The sequence below is a fragment of the Microvirga lenta genome (assembly GCF_020532555.1).
GTDB classification, from domain to species: Bacteria; Pseudomonadota; Alphaproteobacteria; order Rhizobiales; family Beijerinckiaceae; genus Microvirga; species Microvirga lenta.
Genome location: NZ_JAJBBR010000013.1, coordinates 105676 through 118238, shown reverse-complemented (window position 1 = coordinate 118238; position 12563 = coordinate 105676). Strand labels below are relative to the sequence as shown.

The window sequence follows — 12563 nt, the reverse complement described above, 5'->3', positions numbered from 1 at the left end:
ACATAGATTGTCAGTCTGGTCCGTCATTCAAGCGTCGATTGCGGCGGAAGCGGGGCTGACGCCTCACCCGAACTGGCGCACGATCCAGATGATCCCGATGCCGAAGATGGCGGAGATGATCCCGACAAGGCGCATCCGGTCACTGGGGCTGTGCGCCGCCTCGAACATGGCCCGCCGCATGCCGTCTGGAAAAGCTGCAAATAGAATGCCCTCGACCGCAAGAGCGAGGCCGAGGGCTGCAATCAGGTCCAGCATCGTTACTCTTACTGGGCTGGAGCGGGCTGGAGAGGCGCCGGCGCAACCGGAGCGGTTGCGGCCGGAGCTGGCGTGATGGGCGCGGGCGAAGCCGGTGCCTGAGCCGGAGCAGCAGGGGCCGGCTGCGTCGAGCCTGTCGTTCCACCCTCACCGTTCCGCCTTCCGGCGGTGGTGTTGAAGTAGCGGAAGAACTCCGAGTTCGGGCTCAGCACGAGGCGTGTATCGCCCGACCTCAGCCCCCCCTCGTAGGCCTGCATGGAGCGGTAGAAGGCGAAGAAGTCCGGATCCAGGCCGAAAGCCTCCGCCAGGATGCGGTTCTTGTCCGCGTCGCCCTGACCGCGCAGCTCCTCGGCCTGACGGTTCGCTTCCGCCCGGATGATCGTCGCCTCGCGCTCGGCACGGGCGCGGATCATCTGCGCCTGCTGCTGACCGTTGGCGCGCAGGTCGGCAGCCTCGCGCTCGCGCTCCGTGCGCATGCGCTGGTAGACGGCCTGGCTGTTCGCCGCGGGCAGATCGACGCGGGTGAGACGCACGTCGATCATTTCGATGCCGAGACTTGCGGCCTGCCGGTTCACCTCGTCCTGAATGCGGTTCATCAGGTCCGCGCGGTCGGTGCGGACGATGGCGTCGCGGGAGGCGCTCGCCAGGATGTTACGCATGGTCGAGTTGGTGAAGCTCGCGAGCCGCTGGTTGGCCAGGGCGATGTTGCCGACGGCCTGATAGAACTTGAGCGGATCGATGATCCGATAGCGCGTGAAGGCATCGACCTCCAGGTTCTGGCGGTCCGCGGAGAGCAGGGTCTGAACCGGCAGGTCGAGATCCAGCACGCGCTTGTCGAAGTAGGTCACGTTGTCGATCAGCGGCACTTTGAAGTGGAGGCCCGGATCGCGGATCTCCGACTGGACGGCGCCGAAGCGCAGCACCAGGGCATACTGGGTCTGCTGCACGATGAAGACCGAGCTGTAGAGCACGATCAGGGCCAGGCCCAGGAGGATCAGGAGACCGGTGCGAAAGGTCGAGTTGTTCATCGCATCGCTCCTTGCTGGACCGGCGCATTGGCCTGCGGCTGAGGCTGTTGCGGCCGGCTCTGTAGTTCATTGAGCGGAAGATAGGGAACGACCCCCTGTCCGCTGTTCGGGTCGATGATGATCTTGTCGACGCCGCCGAGAACCCGCTCCATCGTCTCGATGAACATGCGCTCGCGGATCACGTCGGGTGCCTTGCGGTACTCTTCGTAGACCTGGCGGAAGCGGGCCGCCTGACCTGACGCGTCGGCCACGGACTGTTCGCGGTAGGCCTCGGCCTGCTGCACCGTACGGGCAGCCTCGCCTCGGGCCTCGGGAACCACGCGGCTGGCGAAAGTCTGGGCCTCGTTCTGGACGCGCACCGCATCCTGCTGGGCTGCGTTGACGTCGAAGAAGGCCTGACGCACCTCGGACGGAGGCTGAGCCGCCTGGAGCTGCACCACGTTGACCAGCACGCCGGCGCCGTAGGCATCCAGAGCCTCCTGCATGATCTGACGCACCTCCTGGGCCACGCTCGCCTGCTCGGTGGTGAGGATCGCCTGGATGTTGCGGCGGCCGACCACCTCGCGCATGGCGCTTTCGGCCACGGACTTGATGGTGCCCTGCGGGTTCTGGAGATTGAAGACGAAATCCTGGGCCCGGGCCGCGTTGACCTGCCAGACCACGTCGAAATCGATGTCGATGATGTTCTCGTCGCCCGTGAGCATCAGGCTCTCTTCGATCACGTCCCGCGGGCGGGCCTGACCGCTGGTCGAGCGGTAACCCACCTCGATCCGCTGCTGCTCGGTGACGTTCGGCTTGATGACGCGGCCGATCGGATAGGGAAGATTGTAGCGCAGGCCCTCGCCGGTGGTGCCAGTATAGCGCCCGAAGATCATGTTGATGCCGACCTCGTTCGGCCGGACCGTATAGAACCCGGTCAACAGCCAGACGGCGATCACGCCGAGGACGAGGATGGCCAGCCCCTTGCTGCCCATGGAGCCCCCGCCGCCGGGCAGGAAGTCCTTGAGACGGTCCTGGCTGCGGCGCAGGATGTCCTCCAAGTCCGGAGGCGCGCCATTCCCCTGCGGGCCGCCTGACCCCCAAGGGCTCTTGCCGCCGCCTCCCGATCCGCCGCGCTGGCCCCATGGGCCGCCGCCGCCGCCGCTTTGGTTACTCCAAGGCATAGGTTGCCATTCCTCACTCTGAAAAGTCCGGCCGGTCGAGCCGAAAAGGTATAAGGCGGTTGTGGGTGTTGTTTCTCCCGCCTGTCAAGGCTGCGACTTGGTGATTGTCGGGGCTTTCGTCAACTCTTCAAGGCCTTAAGTGCGACGTTCCAGGTCGATGAAGGTAAACGAATGCTCGTCGTCGGCCCCTTTTCGATGTTCACTACGTCGCACTTCACGGAAGCGTGACCTGTCGAAATCCGGGAAGATCGTATCGCCCTCCGGAGAGGCGTGAACTTCGGTGAGGTAGATTTTCTGCACATGCGGCAGCGCGAGAGCGTAGATTTCCGCTCCGCCCGCCACGGCCACCTCCTCCGCGCCCATGGCCTGCGCGACGGAGGAGCCCAACGCGACGGCCTCATCCCAGGACCGGGCCACATGGACGCCCTCCGCGGAGAAGGCCGGATCCCGGGTCAGAACGATGGACTCCCGTCCCGGCAGCGGTTTGCCCAGCGATTGGAACGTCTTGCGTCCCATGATCATCGGCTTGCCCCAGGTGAGCTCGCGAAAACGCCGCAGGTCCGTCCTGAGCCGCCAGAGGAGCTGGTTGTCCCGCCCGATGACTCCGTTCTCGGCGACGGCAACGACGATGATGAGGGGTGCGGTCACGACGCCTCCGCGAGATTGAGGAGTTGATCGCCGGTCACGCGCTGCACCGTCCACTCGTCCATGGGCACGGCTCCGATGGACCGGTAGAAGCGCAGGGCCGGCTCGTTCCAGTCGAGCACCCACCATTCGAGCCGCGCCAGTCCCTCCGCGAGGCATCGCTGCGCCAGGTGGCGCAGGAGGGCCTTGCCGATTCCCTTCGACCGGAAGTCGGGCCGGACGAAGAGATCCTCGAGGTAGATGCCGTGACGGCCGCGGAAGGTGGAGAAGTTGTAGAACCACAGGGCGAAGCCCGCCGGCTTACCGTCCCATTCCGCAATGTCCGCGAAGACGCGCGGTTCGGGCGCGAAAAGAGCTTTCGCGATGCCCTCCTCCGTCGCATCGACCTCGTGGGCCAGCCGTTCGTACTCGGCAAGCTCGCGGATGAATGCGAACACTTGGGAGGCGTCCCGGGGTTCGGCCTGGCGGATGATGAGAGACATGAAGAGTTTGTGCCCAAGCTTGGGCGTTCTGTCGAGCCCTAATCGGCCTCGTCCTCCGCCTGCACGCGGCGGGGCGATCCCCATCCTTCGAGAATCCCGTTCATGTCGTCGAGCACGAAGAAACGGGCGCTCTCCACATCGTAGCCCTCGTCCAGGAGACTGTCGTAATCCGTGAAGCGGTGACGGATATAGGCGACGAGGGAGAGCCAGGCCGCCGCCTCCGGCGACGCCGTGTGGAGCCCCCTGCTGCCGAGGGCATGATCCGTCACCGCCTCGAATTCGTGCCGCGGGATGCGCGGCGCGAGGATTCGGACGGCACTCTCGATGGCCTCGCGCCTGTTCATGGAAGCCTAGACCGCGACGGGAGCCTTGATGGCCGGATGCGGGTCGTAATCCTCGATTGCGATGTCCTCGAAGGTGAAGTCGAAGAGGGAGCGCACGGTCGGGTTGAGCCGCAGCTTCGGCAGCGGCCGCGGATCTCGGGACAGCTGCAGGCGGGCCTGCTCCAGGTGGTTCAGGTAGAGATGGGCGTCGCCGAAGGAATGGACGAAGTCGCCGGGCTGCAGCCCGGAGGCCTGGGCCATCATGTGCGTGAGCAGCGCATAGGACGCGATGTTGAACGGCACGCCGAGGAACACGTCCGCCGAGCGTTGATAGAGCTGGCAGGACAGGCGTCCCTCGGCCACGTAGAATTGGAACAGGCAGTGGCAGGGTGCGAGGGCCATCTTGTCGAGATCGGCCGGGTTCCAGGCGGAGACGATCAGGCGCCGGGAATCCGGATTGCGGCGGATCTCGTCGAGCACCCACTGGATCTGGTCGACCGTGCCGCCATCGGGCTTCGCCCAGGAGCGCCACTGCTTGCCGTAGACCGGCCCGAGGTCGCCGTTCTCGTCGGCCCATTCGTCCCAGATCGAGACGCCGTTCTCCTTCAGGTATCCGATATTCGTATCGCCCTTCAGGAACCAGAGAAGCTCGTGAACGATGGATCTCAGATGCAGCTTCTTGGTGGTGACGAGAGGAAAGCCCTCGCTCAGATCGAAACGCATCTGATGGCCGAAGACGGAGATCGTCCCGGTTCCCGTCCGGTCGTCCTTGCGGACGCCTTCGTCCAAGATGCGGCGTAACAGATCGTGATAGGCTTGCATGACAGGCTCCTCGCCCCATCATAATGTGGTGGGCACTCCCGTTCCGAGAGGCAATATCGCTGTTTCGCGAACTTGTCCCCGGTCTTTCAAATTCCGTCGGCCTTTCCTATACTGTCGCGGCCGGCCGCAAGGCTGGAAATGTCCATGCTGCTCCGGCGTCGGGACCTGCCTCGGCAGGGCTTGAAACCGGATCAAGACCCTGGCAGTTGACTGCCGGGCGGGTTCGGAGGCCTCTGGCGACAGAAGTCTCCATTTTTCTTTTTTCAAGGGCTTTCATATGGCCGTCAAAGACCTGATCCGTTACGATCTCCTGGTTCAGGACGCCCTCCGGGGCGTCGTGCGCAAGGTTTTGGTCGATACCGCGAAGGACGGCCTTCCGGGCGAGCATCACTTCTACATCTCTTTCCGCACCGACTTCCCCGGCGTGCGCCTGTCGAACCGCCTGCGCGAAAAGTATCCGCAGGAGATGACGATCGTCCTCCAGCATCAGTTCTGGGATCTCGGGGTGACCGAACATGCCTTCGAGATCGGGTTGTCGTTTTCCGGCGTTCCCGAGCGCCTGCTCGTCCCGTTCGATTCTCTCACGGGCTTCTTCGATCCCTCGGTCCAGTTCGGATTGAAATTCGACAGCCCGGACGACGAGGAGGAGGAAATCGTGGAGGCCCCGCCCGCTCCGGTGCCGGCCCGCAGCAGCGACTCGCCTCCCGTCGAACTCAAGCAGCCTCGCAAGCCTGCGGCCGAGAAGAAGCCCGCCGCCGACAAGCCTGAACCGGGCGCCCCGCAGGAGCAGCCTGCGGCACAGGGGCAGACGGGCGAGGCTCAGAAGGAAGCGACCGAGCCCGGCCAGACCGGCAGCGCCGAAGTGGTCAGCCTCGACGCCTTCCGGAAGAAGAGCTGATCCCTTCCGACCGACCGCTCCCGCCGTTCCGGCATGTCAGCCTTTGCGCCTCGTCAGGCGCATCGGCAGGCCGTCGCGCGGCCTGAGGGTGATTCGGTGCAGCGGCACCACCTCGTGGCCCTCCACGAGATCGAGCCTGACGGTCCGGACGATGCTCGCCAGCACGATCACCGCCTCCTGCAACGAAAAGCTCGCGCCGATGCAGACCCGGGGACCCGCCCCGAAGGGAAGATAGGCGAAGCGGTCGATGCGTCCGCGCTCCTCAGGCAGGAAGCGCTCGGGGCGGAAAGCGTCGGGGTGGTCCCACAAGGTTCGGTGCCGGTGGAGGACGTAGGGCGCGACCGTCACGATGGATCCGGCAGGAATATGCAGATCCCCGATCTGGTCGTCCTCGACGGCCGCGCGGCTCAGGAACGGCGCGGGAGGGTAGAGGCGCATCGCCTCGTCGAGAACCGCGCGGGTATAGACCAGCCCTTCCAGATGGTGCGGTTCGAAGGGCCCCTCCCCCAGGACCTCGTCCACCTCCTGCTCGATCCGGCTGCGGGCCCGCTCGTCCTGGGACAGCAGATAGAGCGACCATGACAGGGCATTGGCGGTGGTCTCGTGCCCGGCGCCGATGAAGGTGACGATGTTGGCGCGCAGCTCGATATCGCTCAACCCCTTGCCGGTCTCCGGGTCCGCCGCCTCCAGGAGGAGCGTCAGCAGGTCCCGCGGTGCCGGATCGCCCCGGGCGAGCAGCGCCCGTCTTCCTTCGATCAGTTCCCCGACCAGCTCCTCGAAGAAACGGATGGCCGGCTTTGCCCGCCAGCGCCCGACACGGGGAATCCAGGCGGGAAGCCCGAAGATGTCCACGGGATCGACCCGCCCCAGTCCTTCGAAGTAGCGGGTAATGGCGCGTCCGAGGGCATCGGGATCGCGGGCGACGCCCTGGGTGAAGATCGTCCGCTCCAGCACGTCCAGGGTCACGCGGGTCATCTCGACGGAGGCGTCGACGATTCTGCCGTCGGGCCGCCGCAGCCAGCGCCGGATGAGCCGCTCGGCCGATCCGACCATGGCGGGGAAGAAGCTGCCCACGGTGCGCGGCGTGAACAGGGGCGAGATGGTGCGGCGCTGGAGCTTCCACTCATCCCCTTCCGCCGTGAGGAGCCCGCGGCCGAGGCCCGGAGCCAAAACCCGCAACTGGAGATCGTCTTTTCGGTAGTTGGCTGCGTTATCCAGGAGGATGTGGCGAATGACGGCGGGGTCGTTCACCACCGTGATGCGGCCCAGGACACCCTCTCCGGACAGGACCGGCTCTTCGAAATGCCGTTCGGTCCAGGTGGTGAGCGGATTGCGGCGCAGGGCCAGCAGGAAGGACAGAAGGCCGGGCGGTTCGGAGAGCGGCGTCGGCGCCGGCGGGCGGAAAAGAGGCACTTCGAGGGTTCCGGTCATCGGATTTTGCAAGGCCTCCATGCTGGTTCGCTGTTGCGGGCGCACAACTTTGAGATAAGAACACGAAACTCCATCGAAAGAGGTCAGGATGTCGCCCGCTACCCGTATCGAAACAGATACCTTCGGCCCCATCGAAGTTCCCGCCGACAAGCTCTGGGGTGCCCAGACGCAGCGTTCGATCCAGAATTTCCGCATCGGCGCCGACCGCATGCCCCTTCCCCTGGTCCATGCTCTGGCCATCGTGAAGCAGGCCGCGGCCCTGGTGAACAAGGATCTCGGCAAGCTCGATCCCCGCCTGGCCGATGCCATCGCGGATGCTGCGGCCGACGTGGTTCAGGGCAAGCACGACGACGAGTTTCCCCTGGTGATCTACCAGACGGGCTCGGGCACCCAGTCCAACATGAACATGAACGAGGTTCTGTCGAACCTCGCCATCGAGCGCCTTGGCGGCGAGCGCGGCAGCAAGAAGCCCGTTCACCCCAACGACCACGTGAATATGGGCCAGTCCTCGAACGACAGCTTCCCGACCGCCATGCACATTGCGGTCGCGCGGGAGATCAACGACCGGCTGCTGCCCGCCCTCCGCCACCTGCACAAGGCGCTGGACGCGAAGGCCGATGCCTTCAAGGACATCGTCAAGATCGGACGCACGCACCTGCAGGATGCGACGCCCGTCACGCTCGGGCAGGAATTCTCCGGCTATGCCATGCAGATCCAGCTCGGCATCGCCCGGATCGAGGCGACGCTCCCCGGCATCTATGCCCTCGCCCAGGGCGGCACCGCGGTCGGCACCGGCCTCAATGCCCATCCGGAATTCGCGGACCGCTTCGCCCAGAAGGTCGTGGAACTCACCGCCCTGCCCTTCACCTCGGCGGCGAACAAATTCGAGGCGCTCGCCTCGCACGACGCGCTCGTCTTCACCCACGGCGCCCTGGCCAGCCTCTCGGCCGGCCTGTTCAAGATCGCCAACGACATCCGCCTGATGGGCTCCGGCCCGCGCTCGGGTCTCGGCGAGATCTCCTTGCCTGAGAACGAGCCCGGCTCCTCCATCATGCCCGGCAAGGTCAACCCGACCCAGGCCGAGGCCATGACGATGCTGTGCGCGCAGGTGGCCGGCAATCAGACCACGGTCACCTTCGCGGGCAGCCAGGGCCATTTCGAGCTCAACGTGTTCAAGCCTGTGATCGCCAATGCGGTGCTGCAGTCGATCCGCCTGCTGGCGGACGGCGCCATCAGCTTCACCGATCACTGCGTGGTCGGCATCGAGCCCAACCACGAGCGCATCGGCGACCTGATGCAGCGTTCCCTCATGCTCGTGACGGCTCTCGCCCCGTCCATCGGCTACGACAAGGCGGCCGCCATCGCGAAATCGGCGCACAAGAACGGCACGACCCTGAAGGAAGAGGCCCTCAAGGCCGGTGTCGCGGAGGATCACTTCCACGCCGTCGTGCGGCCCGAGACCATGCTTTCTCCGGGCGAGTAAAGCCTTAGACGAGGCGCCATGGCCGAGATCATCAACCTGCGCCAGGCGCGCAAACGGAAGGCGCGGGCCGACAAGGAGGCCCGCGCCGCCGAAAACCGCATCGCTTTCGGCCGCACCAAGGTCGAACGGGAGCTGACCAAGGCCGAGCAGGAGCTGGCGAAGCGCCAGCTCGACTCCCACAAGCGCGACGACGAGACGTCGTGAATGGGCCAGGGCATCGCAAAGCGCTCCGTCGCCATTGCGGGCCACCGCACGAGCGTTTCGCTTGAAGAGCCGTTCTGGGAGGCTCTGCGGGAGATCGCGGAGCGCGACTCCACCTCCGTTCAGGCCCTGATCGGCCGCATCGACGCCGAGCGCGGCGAACAGAACCTCTCATCCGCCATCCGGGTCTACGTTCTGGCGAGATTGCGGGACATGCCCGGACCTGTTTCCGACAAGGACGATCCCGCTCGAGGCTAGCCGCCGGGCGCCCCCTGGACGGCCGGCGGGGCTCCGAGTTCGACGGGCGGAGAGAGCGGCGGCATGGCGAACGGCGCCGGCTGATCCTCGTTATTCTGGTTCTGCTGCTGCGATTGGATCCGCTCCGCCTCGATGCGGGCGCGCTCCGCCTCCTCGCGCTGCCGGGCCTGTCGGGCGGCCTCCTCGGCCGCCGCCCGCGCCCGCTGGCGCTCCGCCTCCCGCTGGGCCTCGATCTGGCGCTGGCGCTCCGCGGCCGCGCGTTCGAACGCCTCGATCTTCTCGAGTTCGCGCCGAAGCACGATGGCGGCCAGTCCGTTGCGGAACGGATCGGCGTCGATCTCCCTGACCGGCGCGGCCAAAGAGCCGCGCCAGCCCAGACCTATCGAGGGCGGCGCGCCCGTCCATTCGGGCGGCGCGGCCTTGGCCGTCAAGGCTCCGCGCGCATCCAGCGCCAGGGTCTTCAGGTCATAGCCGACGGCGCCCGTCCAGACGGCGGGACCGCCGTCCAGGACGAAGGGCGACAGACGCAAGGAGCCGCCGACCAGCGCGGCCGAAGTCGTTACCGAGGCGGCCGTGAGCTGCCCTCGTGCCAGCTCGGCGGCCATGAGGGCCTCCACCTTGCCCTTCACCAACGGATCTTCGTCCGCGAGGGCCTGCTGCAGCACCCGCGCAAAGGCCGAAGGATCCGCATTCGGCACCTTGAGATTGGTCAGGCGCCAATCGCCGGCGCCGCCGAGGCTGGAGACCAGGCCGGACAGGCTCTCGGCCGCCGTGCCGAACTTGAGGGAGCCCGACAGGACCGCGTTGAACGGCGTCGCTCCGACCAGCGCCGACAGGGGAACGTCGAGGATGGCGCCTTCGCCGACGATGGTGGCGAGCGCGCCTTGGCGGGTGATCGTGGTCGAGCCGGTCAGCGTTCCGGTGCCGATCATGGCGTCGAGGTTGCGGATCGAGATGCCGTCGGGCATCGCCTCCAGCGTGAAGCTCGCCCGCGTTCCCTGAAGGCCGCGGCCGAGGTCGAGCGTCCGGGCCCGGAAGAGCACCTGACCGCCGGTCACGAGGCGTCCGCTCTGGCCGAAGCGCGCCGTGGACCAGAGAGCGGTGGCGTTCGGATCGCCGGGAGGGACGTTGAGAGCCAATGTCGTCACGAGCCACGGCAGGGACAGTCGCTCCACGGAGACTTCGCCGCCGATCTCGGAGCGGGACCGCACGGTGAGCTTTGCCTGGACCGGGTTGTTCGAGACTTCCCCGGAAATGTCGAGCAGCGTCGCGTCCCGCGCCCGTCCGAGCGTGATGCGCGCCTTGACCGGCACCGGAGGGTTCACGCCCGCGCCGTCGCCGAGGAGAAGCAGGAAGGGCGTGATGTCCAGGGTCGCGATTTCCATCTCGCCGCTGTCCACCACGTCGTCGCCTGCGCTCAGGGCGAAGGGACGGGTGGTGTTGATGAGAACCCCGCCGATCTCGCCTGCGACGGTGATGTTGAAGACCCCGGAGCCCACCCGGGTCCCGCGCAGCTCCACCTTCGAGGGACGGTTCAGGGAGTTGAGATTGGCCCTTTCGACCCACCGTCCGGTATTCGGCGTCGCGAGGGTGACGTTGAGGCTTTCGGTCCGCCCGTCCACGGACGTGACCTGACCTTCGAAGGTGCCGCCGGCAGCGGTGCCCCGCGCGGTCGTCTGCAGGCGCAGCTCCGGTCCGCCGGCCGCCGGCGCGACCCGCTCCGTCACCACGTCGAGATCGAGCGCTCCCTCGCGCAGGAAATGCGGTACGAGCTTGGAGATGCCGCCGACCCAGACGCTGCCCAGGAGGTCGACCAGCGGGGCGGCCCGCTGGGCGGTGACTTTGCCGGCGATGCGGCCGGTGCCGTCCGGCGCGATGCGGCCGCTGACCCGGGCATTGGCCCCGGCAAGATCCACGATTTCGAGGGATTCGACCAGGAGGGCCGGTCCGTCGGAGAGGATTCGGGCGGAGATCCGGCCGGATCCCGAGCGGTTGCCCGCGCTGACATTGCGCGCATCCAGGATGAAGCCGACATCGAGGTTCTCGGTCGCGTCGAAGATGCTGGAGACCTGGGGCAGTTGATCCAGGTTCAGGTTCTGGATGGCGACCTGGGCCTCCAGCTTGCCGCGGGCATTCGCCTCGGGCGCGGTGTAGCGCAGATTGCCCGTCATCACGGCATCGCCGGTCTTCACCCGCAGCCGGTTGAAAGAGAGCACCGGATTGGCGAAGGCAATGTCGGAGGACGCCTCGAAGGGGCGCCCGTCGAGAACCTTCAGGAAGGGCGAGCGGATGTTCAGCCGCTCGAGATAGCGGGCGAAGCGGTCGGACTGGTTCGAGGCCAGGGCGACCTTGCCGTTGATGCCGCCCTGGGTGGTGAGCCCCAGTTCGCCCTCCATGGCGACGCGGGTTTCCCCCGGAGCCGTGAACTCGATGCGATCGAGCCGTGCGCGGCCCTTTTCCAGGGACAGGCGCAGATTGGCATTCGTCAGATCGTCCTGGCCGAGCCCGATGCTGTCGATGCTCAGATCGAGATCGATGGGAACCGCGACCGACGGGATCGACCATTGCGCCAGGCGGCTTTTGAAATCCTGGCCGTTCGAGGACAGGATGAAGCTGTCCGCATCGAGCCGGCGCCCTTCGAGCTTGAGGGAGATCCGGGGATCGTCGAGCCGGATGCGGCCCTCCCCCGTCATGCGCAGGCTCGCGCCGCCCTCGCCCGCCTCGATGTTGACCGGGCTGAGCTCGACGGCGCCCGGCGTGGTCTTGAATTCGGTTTCGACGGTGATCGGGATCGGGATGCCGGCAGCCGCCACCTGCGCCGGCGGGCCGAACAGAACCCGGGCCTTGCCCGCAACGTCCGGGACCATCGTTCCGTCGCTCAGCCCCTCCAGGCCGACCTTCGCGTCCAGATCGAACCGGGGATAGATGTCGCCGCCGCCCGAAAGCTTGACCTGTATGCTCTTGTCGGGGGCAAGCTCCCCGGTGACGAGCCGGAAGGGAACGCCCGCCGTCACGCCCTCCACACGCCAGGGGCCGATGAGCTTCTGCCCTTCGATACGGACGTTCTCCGCAAAGACCTGATCCGTGCGGCCCGTGCTCGGCATCTGGGTCGTGACGAGGAACTGGCCGATGAACAGGTTGTCGATGGCCCATTCGCGGCCCCTGCCGCTCCCGGACACGAGGTCGGGCGGCAGGCGCCAGCTCCCGCTCCCCGAAACCGGGACGCGGATGTCCGCCCGGCCGATCCGGGTTTCGGTGACCCGGACATCGCCTTGCAGGAGCGGCATCAGGGCGACCTCGGCCCAGATCCGGTCGGCCGTGAGACTCGGCGAATCCGTTGCCGCGCCGCCGAGGCGCAGGCGCTCGATCCGGACCTTCGGCGACGGAAGGAAGCGGATGCTGATCTCCCCTTCCGTCCGGGCCTGCGTCCCCGAGGCGCGCGAGATCATCGCATCGATGGTGTCCCGGTGGGCTTCCCAATCGATAAAAGGCGGCGCCGCGACGGCGACCGCCAAGATGAGGATCACAATAGAGGCGATGATCGTCAGGATATCGCGCAAGTGGCCGCCTTCTG

The 12563-nt window shown here is 66.6% G+C and carries 13 protein-coding genes; 4 read left to right on the top strand and 9 right to left on the bottom strand.

Annotated elements, in window-relative coordinates; genetic code table 11:
• Nucleotides 1-63 precede the first annotated feature (63 nt).
• The 7 genes from LGR44_RS18500 to LGR44_RS18470 form a co-directional block, all read right to left on the bottom strand.
• Nucleotides 64-255 carry a DUF2065 domain-containing protein gene (locus LGR44_RS18500; protein WP_226742193.1) on the bottom strand — a complete coding sequence of 64 codons (192 nt, stop codon included), beginning with the start codon at nt 253-255 and terminating at the stop codon, nt 64-66.
• An 8-nt stretch (nt 256-263) separates the two neighbouring features.
• Nucleotides 264-1283: a protease modulator HflC gene (gene hflC, locus LGR44_RS18495; protein WP_226742192.1), complete on the bottom strand. Its 1020-nt coding sequence runs from the start codon at nt 1281-1283 to the stop codon at nt 264-266.
• Nucleotides 1280-2446, bottom strand: coding sequence for an FtsH protease activity modulator HflK (gene hflK, locus LGR44_RS18490; protein ID WP_226742191.1), 1167 nt, complete (start codon nt 2444-2446; stop codon nt 1280-1282). Before hflK ends, hflC begins: the two co-directional genes overlap by 4 nt.
• A gap of 135 nt (nt 2447-2581) precedes the next feature.
• A complete protein-coding gene (locus LGR44_RS18485; RefSeq protein ID WP_226742190.1) occupies nt 2582-3094 on the bottom strand; it encodes a dihydrofolate reductase in 513 nt (170 codons plus the stop codon).
• Nucleotides 3091-3573, bottom strand: a complete 483-nt coding sequence (locus LGR44_RS18480; RefSeq protein ID WP_226742189.1) for a GNAT family N-acetyltransferase — start codon at nt 3571-3573, stop codon at nt 3091-3093. Before LGR44_RS18480 ends, LGR44_RS18485 begins: the two co-directional genes overlap by 4 nt.
• A gap of 38 nt (nt 3574-3611) precedes the next feature.
• The gene (locus LGR44_RS18475; protein WP_226742188.1) at nt 3612-3917 is read right to left on the bottom strand and encodes a DUF2293 domain-containing protein; all 306 of its coding nucleotides are present in this window, start codon (nt 3915-3917) and stop codon (nt 3612-3614) included.
• Between the two features lie 6 nt (nt 3918-3923).
• Nucleotides 3924-4718, bottom strand: a complete 795-nt coding sequence (locus LGR44_RS18470) for a thymidylate synthase (protein ID WP_226742187.1) — start codon at nt 4716-4718, stop codon at nt 3924-3926.
• 277 nt (nt 4719-4995) lie between these two features.
• Here LGR44_RS18470 and LGR44_RS18465 point away from each other — a divergent pair, with 277 nt between their 5' ends.
• The gene (locus LGR44_RS18465) at nt 4996-5616 is read left to right on the top strand and encodes an SspB family protein (RefSeq protein ID WP_226742186.1); all 621 of its coding nucleotides are present in this window, start codon (nt 4996-4998) and stop codon (nt 5614-5616) included.
• Nucleotides 5617-5652: 36 nt separating this feature from the next.
• Here the strand turns inward: LGR44_RS18465 and LGR44_RS18460 are convergent, their stop codons facing one another.
• The gene (locus tag LGR44_RS18460) at nt 5653-7047 is read right to left on the bottom strand and encodes a cytochrome P450 (RefSeq protein ID WP_226742185.1); all 1395 of its coding nucleotides are present in this window, start codon (nt 7045-7047) and stop codon (nt 5653-5655) included.
• An 88-nt stretch (nt 7048-7135) separates the two neighbouring features.
• Between LGR44_RS18460 and fumC the strand changes: the two genes are divergently transcribed.
• Genes fumC through LGR44_RS18445 form a run of 3 tightly spaced genes read left to right on the top strand, consistent with a single transcriptional unit; the run spans nt 7136 to nt 8989 of the window.
• Nucleotides 7136-8530, top strand: coding sequence for a class II fumarate hydratase (fumC, locus tag LGR44_RS18455; RefSeq protein ID WP_226742184.1), 1395 nt, complete (start codon nt 7136-7138; stop codon nt 8528-8530).
• A gap of 18 nt (nt 8531-8548) precedes the next feature.
• Nucleotides 8549-8734 (top strand): DUF4169 family protein, encoded by a 186-nt coding sequence (locus LGR44_RS18450; RefSeq protein ID WP_226742183.1) that lies wholly within the window; start codon nt 8549-8551, stop codon nt 8732-8734.
• Nucleotides 8735-8989: a ribbon-helix-helix domain-containing protein gene (locus LGR44_RS18445; protein WP_226742182.1), complete on the top strand. Its 255-nt coding sequence runs from the start codon at nt 8735-8737 to the stop codon at nt 8987-8989.
• Here the strand turns inward: LGR44_RS18445 and LGR44_RS18440 are convergent.
• Nucleotides 8986-12549 carry an AsmA family protein gene (locus tag LGR44_RS18440; protein ID WP_226742181.1) on the bottom strand — a complete coding sequence of 1188 codons (3564 nt, stop codon included), beginning with the start codon at nt 12547-12549 and terminating at the stop codon, nt 8986-8988. The two genes, LGR44_RS18445 and LGR44_RS18440, sit on opposite strands and share 4 nt — an antisense overlap.
• Between the last annotated feature and the right edge of the window lie 14 nt (nt 12550-12563).

Coding starts and splice junctions, on each gene's coding strand:
- LGR44_RS18465 (WP_226742186.1), top strand. CDS start 4,996: ATGGCCGTCAAAGACCTGATCCGTTACGATCTCCTGGTTCAGGACGCC.
- LGR44_RS18480 (WP_226742189.1), bottom strand. CDS start 3,573: ATGTCTCTCATCATCCGCCAGGCCGAACCCCGGGACGCCTCCCAAGTG.
- hflK (WP_226742191.1), bottom strand. CDS start 2,446: ATGCCTTGGAGTAACCAAAGCGGCGGCGGCGGCGGCCCATGGGGCCAG.
- LGR44_RS18445 (WP_226742182.1), top strand. CDS start 8,735: ATGGGCCAGGGCATCGCAAAGCGCTCCGTCGCCATTGCGGGCCACCGC.
- LGR44_RS18460 (WP_226742185.1), bottom strand. CDS start 7,047: ATGACCGGAACCCTCGAAGTGCCTCTTTTCCGCCCGCCGGCGCCGACG.
- fumC (WP_226742184.1), top strand. CDS start 7,136: ATGTCGCCCGCTACCCGTATCGAAACAGATACCTTCGGCCCCATCGAA.
- hflC (WP_226742192.1), bottom strand. CDS start 1,283: ATGAACAACTCGACCTTTCGCACCGGTCTCCTGATCCTCCTGGGCCTG.
- LGR44_RS18500 (WP_226742193.1), bottom strand. CDS start 255: ATGCTGGACCTGATTGCAGCCCTCGGCCTCGCTCTTGCGGTCGAGGGC.
- LGR44_RS18475 (WP_226742188.1), bottom strand. CDS start 3,917: ATGAACAGGCGCGAGGCCATCGAGAGTGCCGTCCGAATCCTCGCGCCG.
- LGR44_RS18450 (WP_226742183.1), top strand. CDS start 8,549: ATGGCCGAGATCATCAACCTGCGCCAGGCGCGCAAACGGAAGGCGCGG.
- LGR44_RS18470 (WP_226742187.1), bottom strand. CDS start 4,718: ATGCAAGCCTATCACGATCTGTTACGCCGCATCTTGGACGAAGGCGTC.